Consider the following 20,593-nt stretch of genomic DNA (forward strand, 5'->3'; position numbering starts at 1 on the left):
GCTGTGACCTCCAGCGCAACGCTCAGCCCACCCCATCTGAACACTCTGGTACTGCTCACCGCAATGTCAGTGCTGTCGCTCAACATGTTTCTGCCCTCCATGGCCGCGATCGCCGCGGAATTTAGCGTGCCCTACGCGGTGGCAAATCTGTCTCTTGGCGGGTTTCTGGCCATCACGGTGGTGTTGCAAGTGGTGATCGGGCCCTTGTCTGATCGCTATGGCCGACGGCCAGTGATGCTGTCTGGATTGGCAATCTTTGCACTTGGCTCTGCGGGCTGCTTGTGGGCGGACAGCATAACCGGATTCCTGTTCTGGCGCATGCTACAGGCGGCGGGCGTGGTTGGCATCGCGCTCAGCCGTGCGGTGGTGCGCGACATGCATGGCCCACAGGAAGCCGCAAGCAAGCTCGGCTATATTTCCATGGTCATGGCCATTGCGCCCATGCTTGGCCCCACATTGGGCGGCCTGCTGCATGAAAGCTTCGGCTGGCGGGCCAGCTTTGTGCTCTATTTGCTGATGGGCGTCGGGCTGCTGGCCCTGTGTTGGCGCGACCTTGGCGAAACCAACACCGACCGCGCCGCCACCATGCGAGAGCAATTCGCCACCTACCCTGCCCTGCTCAAATCCCGCCGGTTCTGGGGATATTCCCTCTGCATCGGATTCTCGGTCGGGGCTTTTTATGTGCATATCACCGGATCTGTTCTGGTCGGTGCAGAAGTATTTGGCCTCAGCCCCGCTGCTGTGGGCATGTCAGTTGGCACCATTGCCATCGGGTTTTCCTTTGGCTCTTTCCTCTCCGGCAAGCTGGCCCCGCGCCTGCCTTTGTGGGTTTTGGTTCTGTCCGGGCGCATCGTTGGACTTGTCGGACTTTGCATCGGGCTTACGATTGTGCTGTTTGGCTTTATCCATCCGGTGACCTTCACTGGGGCGGTGATTTTTGTGGGCATTGGCAATGGCTTAACCCTGCCGTCGGCCAACAGCGGTGCCATGTCCGTGCGCCCAAAACTGGCGGGCAGCGCCTCTGGCCTGTCCGGCGCGATGAGCGTCGGGATCGGCGCTGTGATGACCAGCGTGACAGGCGCCATTCTCACCCCCGCCAACGGCGTCTATCTGATGTATGGGTTGATGATCGGCTGCGGTGTGATCTCTCTCATCACCGCAGTTTACGTGCGTTGGCTCGACATCACAGAACCGCTGGACGACACCCCAAAAGCCGCTTGACCGACGTTTCCGCCTGTGGCACGAAACAGGCATGAACACTCAAGGTATCTTTTTTGGCATCTATTATCCCCTGACCACATAGTGGCGGGGTCTTTAGCATCTTCATCCGCCGCGTTTGCCGGGGATGAAGCCAAAAAACCTTCCAACACATGAGTTCCCGGACAGGCGCGGCCTGACACAAAGGAACCCCGTGATGGGACAAGCAGTAAAACACTTGAACAACGCCCAAGAAATCGTTGATGGCCAGCCACGTGTGGGGCTTGTGGGATTTGGCGGCTTTGGTCGTCTTGTTGCGCGCGAGCTCGCCCCACAGTGCGCCCTGACAATCTGCGATCCAGCCTACAGCCGGGCCGTGCTGCCTGACGGCAAACGCCTGACGCTGCAAGGATTGGCAGAAGTGGCACAATGCGATGTGATCATTCTGGCGGTTCCGGTTGCGCGCATGGAGCATGTCTGCCGCGCGCTGTCACCACACTTGCGCCCCGGCACCGTGGTGATGGATGTGGGATCAGTCAAAGTGGCACCGCTGGCAGATATGCACCGACACTTGCCGGCGCATGTGGACATACTGGGCACACATCCGCTGTTTGGACCCCAAAGTGCTGCCAATGGCGTTGCGGGGCGCAAGATCGCGCTCTGCCCAATACGCGGAACACAGTGGCGGCGCATCGGAGCGTTTCTGCGCAAAGCGGGCCTCGACGTGATCGTCACCACCGCAGAACAACACGACCGCGACATGGCCATGGTGCAAGGGCTGACCCACCTGATTGGAAAGGTGATCACAGATCTCGGCCCCCTCCCTGACAAGCTGACAACCGCAAGCTTTGATCTTTTGCGCGAAGCCGTAGACATGGTGCAGGATGATCCACCAACAGTTCTGCATGCCATCGAAGTCTGTAATCCCTTTGCCAGAGAGGTGCGCAGCGCTTTCTTTGAAAAAGCCGAGCAGATGCGCGACCACTTTGAGCGCGAGACGCTGCTTGTGCAGGGTCAGCGCATGTCACCCGCGGCATAAATCACAACCGCCGCAATCATGGCGGCGACACCAAAAAGGAAGGCCCGCGTGTTGATGTGTTCGCGCGCGGGCAGCTTCAGGCGGATCGACAAAATGATAACAATCCCTCCGACAATTGCTGTCGCAACAGATTGATACGGATCATATTTTTCGATCTGCCTCCCAATCAGCCCCCCAGCAGCGACTGCCGCCACAAACGCAAACCGCATCCAGCTCCGAAAGTCATCCGCATAGTGGCTGATCAGAAAACTGTTCACACCAAACAAATGCAGCACAAAAACCAAACTGGACACCACATAGAATGCGGCAGCTGGTTCATTGATATGCAGAATCGTGATGCCAACCAGCACGTTGTAGACCAGAAATGACAGCGCGTTGAATGCCATACGAACACGCGCAAACCGCACGGCATCCGCGCCAAAATCGATCAAATAATACGCCAGAAAGCCGCCAAACAAATAGACATACAATTGGTGTTCGACCAACACATGCGCCTCCGGCTGTCGAAGCGCGATCTGTCCGGTCATGCTGCCAATTTTGGGCAAGAGATAGAGAAAAGCGTATCCCAAACCCAAACCGCACGAAAAATCCTGCAGCCAGCGCGTGGCCTCTGGCAAGTGCCGTTTGAACCGCAGGGCAAACAGGTGAGCCACCGCAATGGTCATCAAGCTCACGATCTCAAATGCTGTCAGCATTCCAGTCACCTGCCACCACCCGATGCGAAAACCCCGTTTGACAATCCTTGGGTGAAAGCAACCATAACTGTCTCATAAACAAAGAAAAGCCCCAGCGACGCGTGTCGATGGGGCTCATATAATTCTCTGGCAGATGGTTTAGCGTTTGCGATCGCGGCGCGAACTCATCGGCTGGAACGCCACGCCCACATGGGCCTCACAATAGGGTTTGCCCGCCTGTACAGGCAGACCACAGAACCAGAACTCCTCAGTGGCGGGGTCCCCCACAGGCCATTTGCAGGTGCGCTCGGTCAATTCCATCAAAGACAGCTTCTTCGCGGTCTTTTCGACTTCATTGACCTTGGCAAGCGCCTCTGGGCTGATCTCATTGGCGGAAGGCTGCGGTGGCAGCGGCTGCCCGGCCGGAATGATCGCCTTGCGCATGGGCTGCGCGGTGCGCGCCGGTACGGCGGGTTCGGTTTTTGGCTCAGGCTTGGCCGCAACCTCTTCTGCCTTCGGCTCCGCTTTCGGCTTGGGCGCTGTGGCCTTCGGCTTGGGCGCGGCCTTGGGTTTGGGCTCGGCTTTGGGTTTGGCGTCAGCCTTAGCAGTGCTGCTGGTGGTGCGGTTTGACAGGCCCAGACGATGCACTTTGCCAATAACCGCGTTGCGGGTTACACCGCCGAGCTCCTTGGCAATCTGGCTGGCCGACTGGCCTTCGCCCCACATTTTTTTCAAAAGCTCTACGCGCTCGTCGGTCCAGGACATTCGTCACTTCCTCAGCTAAAAAGCGGCCCGCCAAAGGCCGCCTCTGCATTTCTTGGTCAGGGGCCTATTCTAATCACCCCAGCCCGAGTTACAAGGCGAAGAATCACTTCCTGCGCTGACAATCTCCGACAATGGCGCGGCGGGCACAACAAAGCGAGAGATACGGGATGCACAACGACATGTCAGATCGTGAACAAACACTGCAAATGGGTGTACGCCGCTTCGGGCGCGTGAACTGGCTGGGCCTCCAAACACTGGCAATGCGAGAGATTCTGCGTTTCTGGACGGTCTGGACCCAAACCCTGCTTGCGCCGCTGGTCACTGCAGGGCTGTTCCTGTTGATTTTCTCCATCGCCATTGGCCCGAGCCGCAGCGACGTGATGGGCGTGCCGTTTCTGACCTTCCTGATTCCCGGCATCATGATGATGACGGTGATTCAAAACGCCTTCGCCAATACATCCTCCTCGATTGTGATTTCCAAGGTACAGGGCAATATCGTGGACACCCTCATGCCCCCGCTTGCGCCTTTGGAAATGGTGCTGGGCTACCTTGCAGGATCCGTTGCACGGGGCCTTTTTGTCGCCATCGCCATGAGCGTTGTCAGCGCCTTGGTGCTGGGACAAGGGATCGCGCATCCGCTTTGGGCGTTGAGCTTTGTCGTGCTCGGTGGCGCGATGATGGGGGCCGTTGGCATTGTCGCGGGTATCTTTGCCCAGAAATTTGATCAGATGGCCGCTATCACAAACTTCATCGTGACCCCGCTCGCCTTTCTGTCCGGCACCTTCTATTCAGTGGATGCGCTGCCGCCCGTTCTGCAGAAATTCACCCATATCAACCCGATCTTCTATCTGATCGATGGCACGCGCTATGGCGTGATCGGCGTCTCTGACAGCGCTCCCGCCCTAGGGTTGCTGGTTGTGCTCAGCGTGACCACCCTCCTGTGCGCCGTCGCATGGTGGATGCTGAAAACAGGCTACCGACTGAAAAGCTAACAGCCGGCCCCTCATTCAAAATGGGGGGCTTATCTCCCTTTGCCAAAGCGGCGGCGCTGGCCTATACGGGCGCCCATGTCCAGCAACCCGCCAGAACTCCGCCCCGACCTCGCCCGCGCAACCCTCACAGGGGAGCAGCGCCCCGGCCAGCCGACCATCGGCATGGTCTCCCTTGGCTGCCCCAAAGCGCTGGTGGACAGCGAACGCATCCTCACCCGCCTGCGCGCCGAAGGCTATGGCATTTCTCCCGACTATTCCGGCGCGGATGCGGTTATTGTGAACACCTGCGGTTTTCTGGACAGCGCCAAAGCGGAGAGCCTTGAAGCCATCGGCGAGGCCATTCAGGAAAACGGCAAGGTCATCGTCACCGGCTGCCTGGGCGCAGAGCCGGAATATATCACCGGCACCCACCCCAAAGTGCTCGCCGTGACCGGCCCCCATCAATATGAGCAGGTGCTGGATGCGGTGCATGGCGCGGTGCCCCCCAGCCCTGATCCCTTCATTGACCTGCTGCCAGCCAAAAACGTCTCTCTGACACCGCGCCACTACAGCTATCTGAAGATTTCTGAGGGCTGCAATCACAAGTGCAAATTCTGCATCATCCCGGACATGCGCGGCAAACTGGCCTCCCGCCCTGTGCATGCCGTGCTGCGCGAGGCGGAAAAGCTGGTTGAAAGCGGGGTGAACGAACTGTTGGTGATTTCACAGGACACCTCCGCCTACGGGCTGGATCGCAAATATTCCACCCACCCGTGGAAAAACCGCGAGGTGCGCAGCCACATCACCGATCTGGCACGCGAGCTGGGCCAACTCGACGCTTGGGTACGCCTGCACTACGTTTACCCCTACCCGCATGTGCGCGAGCTGATCCCGCTGATGGCGGAGGGGCTGATCCTGCCCTATCTCGACATCCCATTTCAGCACAGCCACCCGGACACGCTCAAACGCATGGCCCGCCCGGCGCATACCTCCAAAACGCTGACAGAAATCGCCGCATGGCGCGACATCTGCCCCGACATTACCCTGCGCTCCACCTTTATCGTGGGCTACCCCGGCGAAACCGAAGCAGAGTTCCAGCACTTGCTGGACTGGATGGATGAAGCCCAGCTCGATCGCGTCGGCTGCTTCCAATATGAAAACGTCGATGGCGCACGCTCCAATGATCTGCCAGATCACGTCGCCCCCGAGCTCAAGCAGGAACGCTGGGAGCGCTTCATGGAAAAAGCGCAGGCGATTTCTGAGGCAAAACTTGCCGCAAAAGTGGGCCAAACGCTTGATGTGATCGTAGATGACATCGACGAAGACGGCATCGCCACCTGCCGCACCAAAGCCGACGCGCCTGAAATTGATGGCAACCTGTTCATCGATGACGGCACGGATGGGCTTTCTGTGGGCCAGATCGTGACAGTCGAGGTGGACGAAGCCGGCGAATATGACCTTTGGGGTTGTCTGAAACAGAGCTGACTTACGCAGCCTGCTGGGCGCCCCACAACCGGAGCGCTCATGAGCCAAGAAACCCGCGTTTTGTTCAACGCAGACTGCCCAATCTGCAACACTGAAATCTGCCACTATCGCGCCTACACAGAGGCGCGTGGCCTCGATGTGGCCTATGACGATCTCAACGGGAACGCGCTCTCTGAATGGCAGATCGACGCTGATGAAGCCGCCAAACGCCTGCATGTCACCCAAAATGGCGAGGTCTATATGGGTGTGGCGGCATTTGCGGCGCTGTGGTCAACCATGCCCCGCTATCGTTGGCTGGCAAAGTTTGCGCGCCTGCCGGGGCTCTGGCAATTGGCTAATGTGATCTACGACCGCGTGTTGGCACCTTGGCTGTATCGCAAGCACCTTAAACGCGCGGTGGCGGCAGCCAATTCACAAGGCGCATCAAATCCTTAGTGCTTCGCCAAGCGTGTCATCAGGTTTGCATGGCAACAGAACTCTGGCGGTGTCTTTTTGCCGCCTGCAGCGCCCAGCCATACCTGACATTCAGCCACATGACTGCATGTGCGACACCGGGTGACCATTCCCGCATAGTCTTGCGGCGTCAGGCTGCCCTCTGCCATGGCTTCGCTGAGGGACACCCCCATTTTCCGGCCCATGCTTCGGGTCAGCCAGAAATGTGTTTCCGGATCGCCAAGCGGCACAACACGTCCCATCACACCAGCGCCTGCAGTCGATGCAGCAAATCTGCGTTGCGGCAATAAATCGGTGTACTCGTGCCATCCGTAGCGGCTGATTTCACACGCAGGGAACAGCGCGCCGGCTGCAAACAGCCCGTACAACGCACAACAGCGTTGGAAATCTCATCACAGTCTATCGCCCCGCGAATCGCCGCCTCTTGCAAATCGACACCCACATGCGTGGCCATATCGTCAAACAAAGCCGCGTGACGTTTGATTTTTTCCAGCCGGTCCATACGAGAAACTCCTGCGTCATGTGCAAACAGACTAACAGGCCCCTGCAGGACTCCCCTTGATGTGTATCAAGCAGAGGCTAAAGCGCCTCAAGGTAGGCATTCACACAATCCTGCACCCGGCGAAAACGATCACCGCCCAGCTTCACGCCGCCATACCAACGCGTCACAACAACGATGTGATCCGTGATCCCCTCGCGTTCCAGCATGCGCAAGATCACCAACCCCGCGCCGCTTTCCCCATCATCGCCTTTCAGGGGCGTGCCATCACTCAGCAGCGCAGCCCATGTGTTGTGGGTGGCTTTGGCAAACTTCTTGTTGCGTTTCAGCTCTTTGAGGAAGCGATCCGCCTCCTTCCGGTCCGTCACCGCACCCCCGGAAACCGCATATTTGCTGCCCCGATCCGTAACCACATTGGTAAGTTGCAACATAGGTTTACAGACCCGCCGCCGTGCGTTTCACGATCTCAATACGCGAGGCATTGGGCGGGTGCGTGCCAAGAAACACGTTGCCCGGATCTGGCGTGCGCTCAAAAAAGCCCACACCAATCAGCGGATCATATCCTGCCTGTTTGGTCAAAACCGTGCCAAGGCTGTCGGCTTCAAGCTCATACTCCTTGGAAAACGAGCGTGATCCGACAGAGGCGCCAAGGTTGGCCGCGGCGTCAATCGAACTGGCGCTGCCCCCGGCCAAGCCGATCAAAATCGCACCCAGCGCCGCACCTGTCAGCGCATCCGCCTGCTGGCGCGTGAGATGGCCGGCAATATGGTGCGCCGCCTCATGCCCCATGACAAAGGCAAGTTCATGCTGATTGCGGGTCTCCGCAATCAAAGGCGCTGTGAAAATGATCAGCGGGCGGCCGTTCTTGTCGACCGTCTGATAGGCGTTGGGCGGAATGTCTGTGCGTGGATCCACCGAAATTTTGTAGTCGCAATCTGTGCCGCGCGCTGCACGGCGGCGGCATTCGCGCTCTGCCACAGGCTCCATGGTGGCAATGATCGGCGCCAGCCGCGCTTCGGCCTGTTTCACCGTGATCTTGGGCGCTTTGGCTTGCGGTGTCGTGCGGGGCGGGGCCGTGGTTGTGGTGGTCTCACAGGCCGCCAGCGCCACCGCAGCAACCGTTGCCATCGCCATCACGCGCCACTTTGCCAACCCTGCTCCTGAAATTTGCGCCACCATCACGCAATCCTCCCAACACCTCAGCCAAAGAGGCGCTTGTAAATCCATCTTCGTTCTGAATTTACGCCCGCCCGGTGGCCGAGGCCAGCGGGAAATGCTTGCACCTTGCGACACTTACGCTACGCTAGAGGTATGTTCAGCATAGAGCACGAATTTGACGCCACCGTTGTCACGCTCGTCGATGAAGGCGCCGCGCCATTGGGCGAAGATGTTGTGATCCACATGTTTGAGGATTGCGTCACCATCGAACAATATGATCCGCGCACTGACAGCATGCAGAAAATCACACTTTCCACGACGCAGGTGCAGGATCTCACCGCCGCGCTGGATCTGCCTGAGGGGGTCTACATGCTCAAACGTGACCCAGAGCAGACCTAGGCTATTTGCAAGCGTGCCGAGCCGCTGAAATGAAGCGATTTTGGCGCCAGTGCAGCAGGATTAATGGGCCCTGAGCCTAGTCTACGCGAAACACCTTGTCGCGCGCGGTCTGCCCTCGCACAAGGGTTAGGCGTGACTTCGCAATGCCCAGAGCTTTGGCCAGCAGCTTAACCACAGCTGCATTCGCCTTGCCGCCTTCTGGCACAACCGTCACGTAAACGCGCAGCCTGTCGCCCTCTTGCACCACCGCATTGCGCGAGGCCCTGGGCGTCACCCGCACTGCAATTTCGGTTCCGGATGCCAAAGGCAACTCAATCGCGCTGGTCATACCTGATCCCCCAGAAACATATGGTGCGACAACAGCGATTTACATTCCACAAATGCCCCGCTTAGGGTAGCCCGCAAATGACAACGGGAGCGGCGCATGGCGACGGGACAGACCACAGGGTTCTTTTTTGATGAAAAGTGCTTCTGGCATGCTGGGGGCAACTACGCTCTGACCCTGCCCGTTGGTGATCTTGTGCAACCCCTTGCCGCTGGCGGACTCCCCGAAAGCCCCGAAACCAAGAGACGCCTCAAAAATCTGATGGATGTCACAGGCTTAACAGCCGAACTTGATGTGCGCAGGGCCGCCGCTGCAACCACAGAAATGCTCGCCCGTGTACACCCCGGCGACTTCCTGGGAAAGTTCAAAGCCGTGTCTGATGCCGGTGGCGGAGAGATCGGATTGCGCACCCCCTTTGGCAAAGGCGGCTATGAAATCGCAGCCCTCTCCGCAGGTCTGGCCAGCGAAGCCGTGCGCGCCGTGGCCGCAGGAGAGCTGCAAAATGCCTACGCTCTGTCACGCCCGCCGGGGCACCACTGCCTGCCAGATTGGCCCAACGGCTTCTGCCTGCTCGCCAATATCGCCGTCGCCATTGAGGCCGCGCAGGCGGAAGGCCTCGCCCAGCGCGTTGCAGTGCTCGACTGGGATGTCCACCATGGCAACGGCACGGAAGCGATCTATTATGAGCGCAGCGACGTGCTCACCATCTCGCTGCATCAAGAAAAGAACTACCCGCTCGACACCGGCGATGTGGCCGATCGCGGCAAAGGCGCCGGGCTTGGCACCAACATCAACGTGCCCCTGCCCCCCGGCGCAGGCCACAACAGCTATCTCTACGCCATGGAGCAGATAGTGCTCCCCGCGCTGCACAGCTTTAACCCCGACATCATCATCGTCGCCTGCGGCTTTGACGCCGCCGCTTTTGATCCGCTGTCGCGTATGCTGGCCACCGCAGACACCTTCCGCCAAATGACACGACACGTCATGGCCGCTGCCGAGACGCTGTGTGCAGGCAAACTCGTGCTGGTGCACGAAGGCGGCTATTCAGAGGCCTATGTGCCCTTCTGTGGCCATGCCGTGATCGAAGAGCTTGCAGGCTCTGACATTCGCGCCGAAGATCCAATGGCGGCCTCCCTTGCCATCCGTCAGCCCAACGCCCGTGTCGAGGCGTTCTTTGCCACGCTCATTGATGAGATGGCCACCACATTCGCAAGCCCGCCGGGTTGAAAAGACCCGCTGCCGCGCCAACATAGTCACTCAACCCCTGAGAGAACCCTATGCCACAACGAAACCAAGCCGCGCTGGATTTCCTGCTGAGCCGCCGCTCGCGCCCAGCCAAAACGCTGATCGGCCCTACGCCCACACGCACCGAACTGGAACCTCTGCTTGAGGCCGCCCTGCGCAGCCCGGATCACGGCAAGCTTGAGCCCTGGCGGCTCATTGTCCTGGAACGCAAAGCCTTGAGAAAGCTGGCAGATCTTATTCCCGAATGCGGTAAATCTCTGGGGATCGCGCCGGAAAAGATCCAAAAGGGCCAAGATCAATTCGCCAATGCAGAGCTTGCCGTGGCGGTGATCGAATCCCCCGTGATCAGCGAAAAAATTCCCGCGATTGAGCAAACCTACTCTGCCGCCTGCGTGTGCCTGCAACTCCTCAATGCCGCTCTTGCGGCGGGCTGGGGCGCCAACTGGCTCTCCGGCTGGGCCAGCCACGACCGCACCTTTGTAGAGAAAGGCCTCGGCCTTGCGCCGCATGAGAAAGTCGCAGGCTTCATTCACATCGGCACCGAAAAAGCCGCGCCCCCCGAACGCCCACGCCCCAACATGGAGACAAAGGTCACATGGCTGTTGGACTGATCCTATCCTCTTTTGGCAAAACCCTGAGCCAGCTCGGGGATCCGCGCTTTCGCCGGGTTCTCCTCAAGGGCATCGGCCTCACGTTTGTGCTGCTGATCGCCGTCTATGTCGCATTTCTGTGGTTCTTAAGCTGGCTTGGCGCCGCCGCATGGGTGCAGGAGCTTCTGGGCAATATTTCCTGGGTCGGCGATCTCTTCACCGCCGCGTCGCTGTTTTTGATGATCATTCTATCGGTGTTTTTGATGGTGCCCGTGGCTTCAGCCATCACATCGCTGTTTCTGGATGAGGTCGCTGACGCCGTCGAAGACCGCCACTACCCGCATCTGCCCGACGTGCCTGCGGTGTCTTTCGGCGAGGGGCTAAAAGACTCCGTCAACTTCATGGGTGTCTTGATCGCCGCCAACCTTCTGGCGTTGATCGTCTATGTGATCTTCACGCCTTTTGCCCTGTTCATCTTCTGGGCGCTGAACGGCTTTTTGCTGGGGCGAGAGTATTTTCAGCTCACAGCGATGCGCCGTGTGGGCCGTGCAGAGGCAAAGAAGCTCCGGCGCAAACACATGGGCACGCTTTGGCTCGCTGGCATCCTGATGGCGATGCCCCTGTCGGTGCCATTTTTGAACCTACTGATTCCAATCCTGGGCGCCGCCACATTCACCCATCTGTTCCATCAACTGGAGCCGACGCGGGCGCATCCCCCATCCGGTTGAACCAATCCAGATCGCGCACAGTGATCATACCGGATGTAATGATCCAAAACGCAATCAACCAGATAACCGCAGAGGCCAAGGTCGTGATCTTGGCCTTTGCTTTGAGATGGTGGTGCTCAGGCGCGCCGGCATGGGTGCCGGGCACAACGTCGCCCAAATCACCCTGCGTTTGTAAGCGAATCGGAATCACAATCAGAAAGGTCATAAACCAAATGACCGCATATAAGACGATGGCCGAGGTGATCCCCATATCGCTCTCCTCCTAAAAATTGAGCGGGCATCCCTGCCCGCTATTTCGCCCAAATCGGGCACAGACGTCAGACCTGCTCAAGCTCCACCAGACAGCCGTTGAAGTCTTTGGGATGCAGGAACAAGACCGGCTTGCCATGCGCGCCAATCTTTGGCTCGCCGCTCCCCAGAACCCGCGCACCGGTCTCTTTCAGATGGTCACGCGCCGCCAGAATGTCATCCACTTCATAACACACGTGATGAATGCCACCTGAGGGGTTTTTCTCAAGGAACCCATTGATCGGGCTATCTTTTCCAAGTGGATACAACAGTTCAATCTTGGTGTTTGGCAATTCGATGAACACCACCGTCACCCCGTGATCTGGCTCATCCTGCGGGGCCCCAACCTTGGCGCCCAGCGCGTCGCGATACTGCGCGCTCGCAGCCTCCAGATCGGGCACGGCAATCGCCACGTGGTTCAGTCGTCCAATCATATTTGTCCTCCATGGATCGATTTGGTCCCGCTCAGTGCTGTTATGGGATTTGCGCCGCGCCTGCGCAAGCGGCAGGGCGTCGCGGTTGCGATTAACCCTTCGTTAGTCATGTGCCGCCTAGCCTATTGCATGTGAATGTATCAGTTACTCTGCTTCGTTGAGGATTCAGCTATGGATGACCACTCGCCTTTTTCACCACTGACCACGCCCTCTGCTGCGCGGCCGCTTCTGGGCATGACCGTGCTCGTGGTCGAAGACAGCCGTTTCGCCTCCGACGCATTGCGTCTGATGTGTGTGCGCTCGGGCGCCCGCATCCGCCGCGCAGACAGCCTGTGCTCGGCACGCCGCCATCTGCAAATCCACCTGCCAACCGTCATCATTGTCGACATGGGCTTGCCTGATGGTTCTGGTGCCGAACTGATTGACGAGCTGCACAACGCCTCTCCACGCGTCGAGCTGATCCTTGGCACGTCCGGTGATGATTTCGCCGAAGACGCTGCGCGGGCCGCCGGTGCTGACGGCTTCATCACAAAACCCTATGGCAGTCTCGCGACCTTCCAGCAGGCCATTTTGTCCCGTCTCGCGGTGGGTTTCCGGCCAACTGTGGCGCGCATTGCCGACAATGAAACCATTCAACCCGACCCAGTCGCTCTGCGCGATGATCTCATGCATGCGGCCGATACGCTTCAGGCCACCACGGAACAGGCGCTCAAGGATGGCGTTGTGGATTATGTGGCGCAGTTTCTTGGGGGCATTGCCCGCAGCTCTGAAGATGACAGCCTGCTCAACGCAGTGCGCGCCGTTGAACAGGGCCGCAAACAAGGGGCCATGCCAACCGCCGATGTCGCGCATCTGACCGGGCTTGTGCAGGAACGTTTGGCCCAGTCGGCCACAATCTAAGCGTTCCGACGCGCGCGTGAATTGGACTCTGGCGATCACGCTCCGCGACCCGGCGCGCACGCGCCCTTACGGCGCTTGCATTGGATCACTGGCAGGCCGCACCAGCCGGGTGAGATCTCTCAGCCGCTCTTTCTGCTGTCCGTCCGGCGTGAAATTTTGCGGATCCAACCAAACATCATAGGCCGCTTTGAGGGCGGGCCATTCTCGGTCAATTGCTGCAAACCACGCCGTATCCCGATTGCGTCCCTTGTAGACCAGCGCTTGCCGAAAGATGCCTTCATAGCTCAAACCAAGACGCTGCGCCGCGCGGCGTGATGGGGCATTGAGCGCATCACATTTCCACTCATAGCGCCGATACCCCGCCTCAAAGGCCCACTGCATCATAAGATACATTGCCTCAGTGGCAGCAAGGGTTCCCTGCATGATCGGAGCAAAATTGATGTTGCCCACCTCAATTGACCCTGCCTCGGGGGCAATCCGCAAGTAGGACGCAACCCCCGTAAATGTGCGCGCGCCCTTGCTATAGATCGCGTAGAAAAAGTGATCTGGGTTCGCAACGGTTTCGCGGACCCATCGATGATACTGCGCTGCCGAATGAAACGGGCCATAGGGCAGGTAATCCCAAACCCAGTCATCCGATTGATAAGCCCGAAACAGCAGGGCAGCATGCGCTTCCGCATTGAGTGGTTCAAGCCGCACATAGCGCCCCTCAAGCACGGCGCCATCTGGATAAGGGGGCGCTTGCCAATCCGGCACCGCAAATCCAACAGGTCTTGGCTCTCGCATCCTTGGTCCTTTGTTTTTTAGAAAGGTCGCACACCACTTGGCCGTCGCCAAGCATTCGTTTCACAGCCGGTGTGCTATCGCCACGATCACCGCAACAGCGCCAGATCGCCCCCCATCTGGAGCCCTGGGAACACCGCGCTTTCCAACACATCACGCCCCAGCCCAAAACTCTCTCGTATCGCCCAGGCCGCATAGCGGCGCACATCATCTGTCGGCATCAAGTCTCGACGCTCAAACAGATCCGCTTCCTCAATCCCCGGCCATTGCCCCAACACGCGCGCGCCCCGCAACGCCCCACCAGCCAGCACCATTGCGCCCCCCGTTCCGTGGTCCGTCCCGGCCGTGCCATTTTCCGCAACCGTGCGGCCAAACTCTGTCATCGCAAGCACCGTCGTACGCCCCCAGATCTGCGCCCCAAGGCCGGAGCGGAGCGTCAGCAGGCTGTCAGCGAGCTGCCCAAGTGGCCGCCTGAGCGCCCGCGCCTGCCGCGCATGTGTGTCCCATCCCCCAAGCGAAAAGCAGGCCACACGCGCGTCATCACGCAGCCGTTCAGCGGCAAATTTCGCAACGCGCGTGTGTGCATGCCGCGCGTCCCGCCCCTGTGGGGCCGTCTGCGCATCCATCAACTCGTCCAGCGCCTCCATGTCCTCAAGACCCGCACTCTGCACAACGCCACCGCTACCGTTGCTGCCCGCCAAAGCCAACGCGCGCGTCATCGCATCCCTCATCGCCGGATCGCGCTCCATCGTCAGCGCCAGCAAGCGCGCGGCCTGACTGGAGAGCACAAAATCCACATCCGGCGACCAGGTCTCGACCGCTGCTGCTCCCCGACTGAGCAACATCGGATCCGCCCCAATCGCGTAAGCCGTCGACATCTCTGCCCCCGGCATATGTTGCAGCATACGGTTCAACCAGCCCTCTTTGGCCCGCCCCTGCCCAAGCTCCGCCGTACCCGCTTCCAGCATGTCCTGCCCATCAAAGTGACTGCGCTTGTGCCGATAAGGCGTTGAAACCGCTTGTACAAACGCAAGCTCACCCGCCTCCCACAATGGCCAGAGTTCCGCACATCCCGGATGCAACTGAACCCCTCCGGTGATTTCCAGCCCAGACGCCTGCGCCCCCAACGTGGGGCGCAACCGCATCAGCGTGTCAGACGGCGGTGGGCGCAGAAGATCCAGACCATCCAGCCCCCCGCGCAGGATGATCACAACCAACCGGTTGTCGCCCCCCATGGCGGCAAAACTCACCGGCGTCACCAAAGGGCTCGCAGCCAGCGAACACCCAACCGCAAGGCTTTGGCCAAGAAACCCCCGTCTGTTCAATTCCGCCATCTCGCCCCCCTATACCCGCTGAAACGCCGGTGACATCAGCACAAGCGCAATGCCCTCACGCCGATTTTCCGCCGCTTTGGCCGCAAAATGCACAACGGCGGGCGCCTCCGCCCCCAGCGCGACACCAACAAATTCACGCGGGTCTGGCAAATCCGCCGCCACGGCCGCCGGCGAGGCCAAGGCCCATTGCAACCGCGCGCCCATGCCCTGAGGAGACAGCCAATGCGCATCCTCTTCGGCAAACCCGTCCGGCCCAAAGGGTCTGCGCCACGGCTGCCCCATGTGGCGCAGTGGCGACAAAATCAGCCGTTCAAAGGTTTTGGCGTCCATGCGGAGAAATCGCGCCTCCGGCACCGCCAATGCCCGCAACGCTGAAGAGACAAATTGCTCTGGCTGTTTAAAGTTGCCGCCGCCTTCGGGGCGTGCGTGCCACGCCGCCTCATGGCGCAGCATCGCCTCCACCACAGCGCCCAGATCTCCATCGGTCTCGCGATAGCGGATCTCAAGCTCCATCACCAAACCTGCATCCGGCTGATCCCCCAGAAAGTGCCGCGCGATTTTCTGTGCAAGATGACGTGCGGTCTCTGGATGGCGTGCCAGATCCCGCAAAGCGGCATGTATGTCGCTGATCCGCGCACGCCGGGTGCCATATGTCTGCCCCAGTACCGTTTCCGCGCCCGGTTCAATCCGCTTGCTGTCATAGCGCGTGTCTTGCCCCGTCCCTGCGGTCAGCCCAGTCAAAAGTTCGGCAAACTCCCGCACGTCTTTTTGCGTGTAACTGCCATGCACGCCCAATGTATGCAGCTCAAGAACCTCGCGTGCGAGGTTTTCATTCAGCCCTGCCCCGTTTTGACGTTTCTTGGCAAACCGGCTGTTGGGCCCGACAGACCGGTTCTGATCCAGATATTGCAGCATTTGCGGATGGGTCACGGCAGCAATCAGCATGTCCTCAAACCGCGCGGCAACATGGGGCCGTATCGCCGTTTCAACGTAAGAGGCGGCCGCATACCGATAAAACGTGCTTTGCCCCGGTGCCGTGAAATGATCCGCCCAAAACGCCACAAGCCGCTCGCGCAGCCCGTCCTCGCTCCAGATCCGGCGCAACAACGCTTGCCGCACCCAGCCCGCGCTTTCCACACGCGCGGCCTTCAGTGCCTTACGATAGGTCGCGCGCAAATCATGCCTGTCTTTGCTGCCTCTTTCTGCGCGTTTATAAGCCCGCTGCGCGAGATACAGTGCACGCACCTTGGGGTTCATGGCCTCTGACGTTGGAATGACAAAGCGTTGCGTGATTGCATCTGGCCTGCGCAGCTGTGCCACCATCGCATCGACGCTTGCCGGTCCCGGCACCACGGGGGACAGCCCATAGCCAAACCGCATTTGCGCAATGTCAGGGTCAAAACCCATTCTGCATCTCCATTTCCCGCGCCAACATATCAGAGCACGCAAAAACGCGACAAAGAAAAAGGCCGCCCTCACCTATGTGAAAGCGGCCTTTCTTTGTCTCAGGTCAACGCCCGGATCACTCCTGCGGGATCACCCGCAGACCCAGCTCCATCAACTGATCGCTGGAAGGATCGTTGGGCGCATTCATCATCAGGTCTTCGGCGCGCTGGTTCATTGGGAACATCATCACTTCGCGAATGTTCTGCTGATCTGCCAGCAGCATCACGATGCGATCCACACCAGCTGCACAGCCACCGTGGGGTGGTGCGCCGTACTGGAAGGCTTTGTAAAGCGCGCCAAAGCGCTCTTTTACTTCCTCTTCGCCGTAACCCGCAATCTCAAACGCCTTCAGCATGATTTCTGGCTGGTGGTTCCGGATCGCGCCAGAGACCAACTCATAACCGTTACAGGCCAGATCGTACTGATAGCCTTTGACGGCCAGCGGATCGCCGTTCAGCGCGTCCAGACCGCCCTGCGGCATGGAGAATGGGTTGTGTTCAAAGTCGATCTTGCCGCTTTCTTCGTCTGCTTCATAGATCGGGAAGTCCACGATCCAAGCAAAGGCAAAGCGGTTCTCGTCGATCAGACCCAGCTCTTGGCCGATCACGTCACGCGCACGCCCTGCGATCTTTTCAAAGGCTTTTGGTTTGCCGCCCAGGAAGAAGGCCGCATCACCCACGCCCAGACCCAGCTGCTGGCGGATCGCCTCGGTGCGCTCAGGGCCGATGTTCTTGGCCAGCGGACCAGCAGCTTCCATGCCACCTTCCACTTCGCCGGATTTCAGCTTGGCCTGTGCCTCTTTCACCGAAATACCCAGCTCTTGCGCCACGCTGTCTGCGGTTTTGTCGCGCCAGAAGATGTAGCCCATGCCCGGCAGGCCTTCGCCTTGGGCAAATTTGTTCATGCGGTCACAGAATTTGCGGCCACCACCGGTCGGCGCTGGGATAGCGCGCACTTCGGTGCCTTCCTGCTCCAGAAGTTTGGCAAAGATCGCAAAGCCGGAGCCCGCGAAGTGCTCGCTTACAACCTGCATCTCAATCGGGTTACGCAGGTCAGGCTTGTCAGAGCCATACTTCAGCGCCGCTTCCGCATAAGGGATCTGCGGCCAGCTCTCTGGTGCGTCTACCTTGCGGCCACCGCCGAACTCTTCAAACACACCCGCCAGGACAGGCGCGATGGTGTCAAAGACGTCCTGCTGCTCCACAAAGGACATCTCCATGTCGAGCTGGTAGAAATCGGTCGGGGAACGATCGGCGCGCGGGTCTTCGTCACGGAAGCACGGCGCGATCTGGAAGTATTTGTCAAAACCCGCAACCATCATCAGCTGTTTGAACTGCTGAGGCGCCTGTGGCAGCGCGTAAAATTTGCCGGGATGAATGCGCGACGGCACGAGGAAGTCGCGCGCACCTTCTGGGCTCGATGCCGTGATGATCGGCGTCTGATACTCGCGGAAGCCCTTGTCCCACATGCGCTTGCGCATGGAGGACACAACATCAGAGCGCAGCACCATATTCTCCTGCATCTGCTGACGACGCAGATCAAGGAAGCGATACTTTAGACGAGTTTCTTCAGGGTATTCCTGATCACCAAACACCATCAATGGCAGCTCATCTGCTGCGCCGAGGATCTCCAGATCACGCACAAACACTTCGATTTCGCCGGTCGGGATCTTGTCGTTGATCAGATCCGCGTCGCGCGCTTTGACGTTGCCATCAATGCGGATACACCACTCGCTGCGCACCTTCTCCATTTCGGAGAAAACCGGGCTGTCCGGATCACACAGCACCTGCGTGATGCCAAAGTGGTCGCGCAGGTCGACAAACAGAATGCCGCCGTGATCGCGGATGCGGTGCACCCAGCCAGACAGGCGGACGGTGTCGCCCACGTTGGATTTGTTCAGGTCGGCGCAGGTATGGCTGCGATAGGCGTGCATGTGCGGCCCCTCTTTCAGGGTGAAAAACATTGGTCGCGCCGATACACCTTTTTGGGCGGCCAAAGTCAAGGGAACAGCGCTGGTTTGGGCGTAAAAAGCGCCCCATCAGCGCAAGGGCGTCCCCTCCATCACGGCCAAAATCTCTCCGCGCAGCGCATTTGTCAGATGCACACGCTCCGCATTGGCCAAATCCGCCACCGTCAGCACAGCTTCGCGCACCACACCCGCATTGATCAGGCTCTGCCGATAGACCCCCGGCAAACAGCCCGACGCGACAGGCGGTGTCAGCCGCGTCCCATCCGGCATGGTCAACACCACATTGGTGATCGTGCCCTCACACAACTCCCCACGCTCATTCAAAAACAACCACTCCTGAACACCTTCAGGCAAGTCGGCACGCGCTTCATCATAGATCGCCCGCCGCGTGGTCTTATGCTGCAAAAACATATCCTGTGACGACAGCCTCACCTCTGAGATCCGGCACACCCAGGGCTTTTGGGCTGCGGCAGGCATGTCCGCAGTGGAGATTTCTACGTCTCCCGCCGCCCCAAGCGTCAGCCGGCAACGCAACGGGGTCTCACCTTTCAGCGTCTCGATAGCGCGCATCACAGCGCCTTCGGAAAACGCAAAGCCCAGCGCCTTGGCTGAATTCCCAAGCCGCGCCAGATGCAGCGGCAGGCGTGCCACTGGCGCCCCCGGCACATAGCGAAAGGTCTCGATCAGGCGGGTTCCGGCTGGAACGTCTTGGCAAAGCGGGCTTTCCACAGCGCTTCCTCATATTCATCGGCTGCCTTGCTGTCCCAGACCACACCGCCGCCCACATTCAACACCGCCTGCCCGGCCTCAACCAGCATCGTGCGGATCGCCACGCTGAACTCAGAGCGGCCATCCGGCGCCGCCCAGCCAATTGCGCCACAGTAGATCTCCCGCGGCCAGGGCTCCAGATCACGCAAAATCTCCATCGAACGCAACTTCGGCGCGCCGGTGATCGAGCCGCAGGGGAAAAGCGCCTGCAAAATCTCTGGCAGCCCCGCGCCCTCCTGCAGCTCCGCCTGCACCGTGGAGGTCATCTGATGCACCGTGGCATAGCTCTCGACCTCAAACAGCTTTGGCACCTTCACGCTGCCGGGCTTGGCCACGCGGCTGATGTCATTGCGCAGAAGATCCACAATCATAAGATTCTCGGCGCGGTTCTTTTCATCCTGCGCCAACCACACCTTGCGACGTGCATCCTCCGCCGCATCCTCACTGCGCGGCTGGGTGCCCTTCATCGGGCGGGTTTCAATCCGCCCCGCTGCGTCCGTGCGGAAAAAAAGCTCAGGCGAGCGTGATAGAATGTCCGGCAACCCACTCTGCTTAATCAACGCCCCATGACCAACAGGCTGACGCGCCGCCAGCGCCGCATAGAGCGCTTCCGCATCGCCAGAAATCGCCGCATCCAGCGGAAACGTCAGATTGGCCTGATAGATATCACCCGCCCCAATGTAGCCATGCACCCGATCAAAAGCGGCGCGATAGGTGGCCGCGCTCCAACGCGGTGCAAATGTCCCCATATCAAACTTGGCATCACCTTGCAGCGCGTTCGCAGCACGCGGCGCGCGGAACACACCAAACTGCATCAACGGCAGACGCCGCGCCTTGGGCAACATCCGACGCAAACGTGGCTCCAGCACATAGCCAAGTTCATAGCTCACATAGCCCGCAAGCCAAAAGCCCGCAGCTTGCGCCTCGCCTAAAACCTGAAAGGCCGCAGCAACCTCACCGGGCTCGGTCACAGAGATCACATGCTCCGCTGCATCAAACAGCGTGGCACGTCCATCGGGCCCGCGATCAAAACGAATCTGCACCTGTTTCCCCTGTTCGCTGTCTTTCGTGTTACGTCATATATGGCGCATTCGCACCAATGACATCGGGAATACGGCATATTATGACAAAAACCCGCTCCCT

The 20,593-nt window shown here is 59.5% G+C and carries 25 protein-coding genes; 10 read left to right on the plus strand and 15 right to left on the minus strand.

Annotated features, from left to right (window positions below; genetic code table 11):
• The first annotated feature begins 3 nt into the window (after positions 1-3).
• A complete protein-coding gene (locus PJL69_RS06535; protein WP_271308920.1) occupies positions 4-1,221 on the plus strand; it encodes a multidrug effflux MFS transporter in 1,218 nt (405 codons plus the stop codon).
• A 193-nt stretch (positions 1,222-1,414) separates the two neighbouring features.
• Positions 1,415-2,236: a prephenate dehydrogenase/arogenate dehydrogenase family protein gene (locus PJL69_RS06540; protein ID WP_271308921.1), complete on the plus strand. Its 822-nt coding sequence runs from the start codon at positions 1,415-1,417 to the stop codon at positions 2,234-2,236.
• Here the strand turns inward: PJL69_RS06540 and PJL69_RS06545 are convergent.
• Positions 2,212-2,931 (minus strand): hypothetical protein, encoded by a 720-nt coding sequence (locus PJL69_RS06545; protein WP_271308922.1) that lies wholly within the window; start codon positions 2,929-2,931, stop codon positions 2,212-2,214. The two genes, PJL69_RS06540 and PJL69_RS06545, sit on opposite strands and share 25 nt — an antisense overlap.
• A 138-nt stretch (positions 2,932-3,069) precedes the next feature.
• A complete protein-coding gene (locus tag PJL69_RS06550; RefSeq protein ID WP_271308923.1) occupies positions 3,070-3,675 on the minus strand; it encodes a GcrA family cell cycle regulator in 606 nt (201 codons plus the stop codon).
• Positions 3,676-3,842: 167 nt separating this feature from the next.
• On the opposite strand from PJL69_RS06550, the gene PJL69_RS06555 reads away from it, so the two are divergent.
• The 3 genes from PJL69_RS06555 (at position 3,843) to PJL69_RS06565 (ending at position 6,566) form a co-directional block, all read left to right on the plus strand.
• Positions 3,843-4,667 carry an ABC transporter permease gene (locus tag PJL69_RS06555; protein ID WP_271308924.1) on the plus strand — a complete coding sequence of 275 codons (825 nt, stop codon included), beginning with the start codon at positions 3,843-3,845 and terminating at the stop codon, positions 4,665-4,667.
• A 75-nt stretch (positions 4,668-4,742) separates the two neighbouring features.
• The gene (gene rimO / locus PJL69_RS06560) at positions 4,743-6,131 is read left to right on the plus strand and encodes a 30S ribosomal protein S12 methylthiotransferase RimO (protein ID WP_271308925.1); all 1,389 of its coding nucleotides are present in this window, start codon (positions 4,743-4,745) and stop codon (positions 6,129-6,131) included.
• Positions 6,132-6,170: 39 nt separating this feature from the next.
• Positions 6,171-6,566, plus strand: a complete 396-nt coding sequence (locus tag PJL69_RS06565) for a thiol-disulfide oxidoreductase DCC family protein (protein ID WP_271308926.1) — start codon at positions 6,171-6,173, stop codon at positions 6,564-6,566.
• Here the strand turns inward: PJL69_RS06565 and PJL69_RS06570 are convergent.
• From PJL69_RS06570 to PJL69_RS06585, 4 genes are all read right to left on the minus strand, one after another.
• On the minus strand, positions 6,563-6,826 hold the full coding sequence (locus PJL69_RS06570; RefSeq protein ID WP_209096670.1) for a DUF6455 family protein: 264 nt from the start codon (positions 6,824-6,826) through the stop codon (positions 6,563-6,565). The two genes, PJL69_RS06565 and PJL69_RS06570, sit on opposite strands and share 4 nt — an antisense overlap.
• Positions 6,826-7,086 carry a DUF6455 family protein gene (locus PJL69_RS06575; RefSeq protein ID WP_271308927.1) on the minus strand — a complete coding sequence of 87 codons (261 nt, stop codon included), beginning with the start codon at positions 7,084-7,086 and terminating at the stop codon, positions 6,826-6,828. Before PJL69_RS06575 ends, PJL69_RS06570 begins: the two co-directional genes overlap by 1 nt.
• Positions 7,087-7,163: 77 nt before the next feature.
• Complete coding sequence (locus PJL69_RS06580) at positions 7,164-7,514, minus strand: YigZ family protein (RefSeq protein WP_271308928.1); 351 nt, start codon at positions 7,512-7,514, stop codon at positions 7,164-7,166.
• A gap of 4 nt (positions 7,515-7,518) precedes the next feature.
• Complete coding sequence (locus tag PJL69_RS06585; RefSeq protein ID WP_271308929.1) at positions 7,519-8,262, minus strand: M48 family metalloprotease; 744 nt, start codon at positions 8,260-8,262, stop codon at positions 7,519-7,521.
• Positions 8,263-8,394: 132 nt separating this feature from the next.
• Between PJL69_RS06585 and PJL69_RS06590 the strand changes: the two genes are divergently transcribed.
• Positions 8,395-8,640: a hypothetical protein gene (locus PJL69_RS06590; RefSeq protein WP_209096757.1), complete on the plus strand. Its 246-nt coding sequence runs from the start codon at positions 8,395-8,397 to the stop codon at positions 8,638-8,640.
• Positions 8,641-8,716: 76 nt separating this feature from the next.
• On the opposite strand, the gene PJL69_RS06595 is transcribed toward PJL69_RS06590, so the two are convergent.
• A complete protein-coding gene (locus PJL69_RS06595; RefSeq protein ID WP_271308930.1) occupies positions 8,717-8,968 on the minus strand; it encodes a DUF167 domain-containing protein in 252 nt (83 codons plus the stop codon).
• 96 nt (positions 8,969-9,064) lie between these two features.
• On the opposite strand from PJL69_RS06595, the gene PJL69_RS06600 reads away from it, so the two are divergent.
• From PJL69_RS06600 to PJL69_RS06610, 3 genes are read left to right on the plus strand one after another with little or no spacing between them, the layout of a single operon-like run.
• Positions 9,065-10,192: a class II histone deacetylase gene (locus PJL69_RS06600; RefSeq protein WP_271308931.1), complete on the plus strand. Its 1,128-nt coding sequence runs from the start codon at positions 9,065-9,067 to the stop codon at positions 10,190-10,192.
• A gap of 50 nt (positions 10,193-10,242) precedes the next feature.
• The gene (locus PJL69_RS06605; RefSeq protein WP_271308932.1) at positions 10,243-10,821 is read left to right on the plus strand and encodes a nitroreductase family protein; all 579 of its coding nucleotides are present in this window, start codon (positions 10,243-10,245) and stop codon (positions 10,819-10,821) included.
• A complete protein-coding gene (locus tag PJL69_RS06610; protein WP_209096758.1) occupies positions 10,818-11,528 on the plus strand; it encodes an EI24 domain-containing protein in 711 nt (236 codons plus the stop codon). The genes PJL69_RS06605 and PJL69_RS06610 overlap by 4 nt, the downstream gene beginning before the upstream one ends.
• Here the strand turns inward: PJL69_RS06610 and PJL69_RS06615 are convergent.
• Positions 11,473-11,778, minus strand: coding sequence for a DUF1467 family protein (locus PJL69_RS06615; RefSeq protein WP_209096676.1), 306 nt, complete (start codon positions 11,776-11,778; stop codon positions 11,473-11,475). The two genes, PJL69_RS06610 and PJL69_RS06615, sit on opposite strands and share 56 nt — an antisense overlap.
• A gap of 67 nt (positions 11,779-11,845) precedes the next feature.
• On the minus strand, positions 11,846-12,250 hold the full coding sequence (gene mce, locus PJL69_RS06620) for a methylmalonyl-CoA epimerase (RefSeq protein WP_209096677.1): 405 nt from the start codon (positions 12,248-12,250) through the stop codon (positions 11,846-11,848).
• 171 nt (positions 12,251-12,421) lie between these two features.
• On the opposite strand from mce, the gene PJL69_RS06625 reads away from it, so the two are divergent.
• Positions 12,422-13,150: a response regulator gene (locus PJL69_RS06625; protein ID WP_271308933.1), complete on the plus strand. Its 729-nt coding sequence runs from the start codon at positions 12,422-12,424 to the stop codon at positions 13,148-13,150.
• Positions 13,151-13,216: 66 nt separating this feature from the next.
• Here PJL69_RS06625 and PJL69_RS06630 read toward each other — a convergent pair whose 3' ends face one another.
• From PJL69_RS06630 to PJL69_RS06655, 6 genes are all read right to left on the minus strand, one after another.
• A complete protein-coding gene (locus PJL69_RS06630) occupies positions 13,217-13,936 on the minus strand; it encodes a GNAT family N-acetyltransferase (RefSeq protein ID WP_271308934.1) in 720 nt (239 codons plus the stop codon).
• Between the two features lie 86 nt (positions 13,937-14,022).
• Entirely contained in the window at positions 14,023-15,267 is a 1,245-nt protein-coding gene (locus PJL69_RS06635; protein ID WP_271308935.1) for a DUF1501 domain-containing protein, read from the minus strand.
• 9 nt (positions 15,268-15,276) lie between these two features.
• The gene (locus PJL69_RS06640; RefSeq protein ID WP_271308936.1) at positions 15,277-16,674 is read right to left on the minus strand and encodes a DUF1800 domain-containing protein; all 1,398 of its coding nucleotides are present in this window, start codon (positions 16,672-16,674) and stop codon (positions 15,277-15,279) included.
• A 115-nt stretch (positions 16,675-16,789) separates the two neighbouring features.
• The gene (gene aspS, locus PJL69_RS06645) at positions 16,790-18,646 is read right to left on the minus strand and encodes an aspartate--tRNA ligase (RefSeq protein WP_271308996.1); all 1,857 of its coding nucleotides are present in this window, start codon (positions 18,644-18,646) and stop codon (positions 16,790-16,792) included.
• A 105-nt stretch (positions 18,647-18,751) separates the two neighbouring features.
• Positions 18,752-19,411, minus strand: a complete 660-nt coding sequence (locus PJL69_RS06650) for an aminotransferase class IV family protein (RefSeq protein ID WP_271308937.1) — start codon at positions 19,409-19,411, stop codon at positions 18,752-18,754.
• Positions 19,366-20,493 carry an aminodeoxychorismate synthase component I gene (locus PJL69_RS06655; RefSeq protein ID WP_271308938.1) on the minus strand — a complete coding sequence of 376 codons (1,128 nt, stop codon included), beginning with the start codon at positions 20,491-20,493 and terminating at the stop codon, positions 19,366-19,368. The genes PJL69_RS06650 and PJL69_RS06655 overlap by 46 nt, the downstream gene beginning before the upstream one ends.
• Positions 20,494-20,593 lie beyond the last annotated feature (100 nt).

The sequence above is a fragment of the Shimia sp. MMG029 genome, assembly GCF_027947445.1.
GTDB lineage: Bacteria > Pseudomonadota > Alphaproteobacteria > Rhodobacterales > Rhodobacteraceae > Shimia.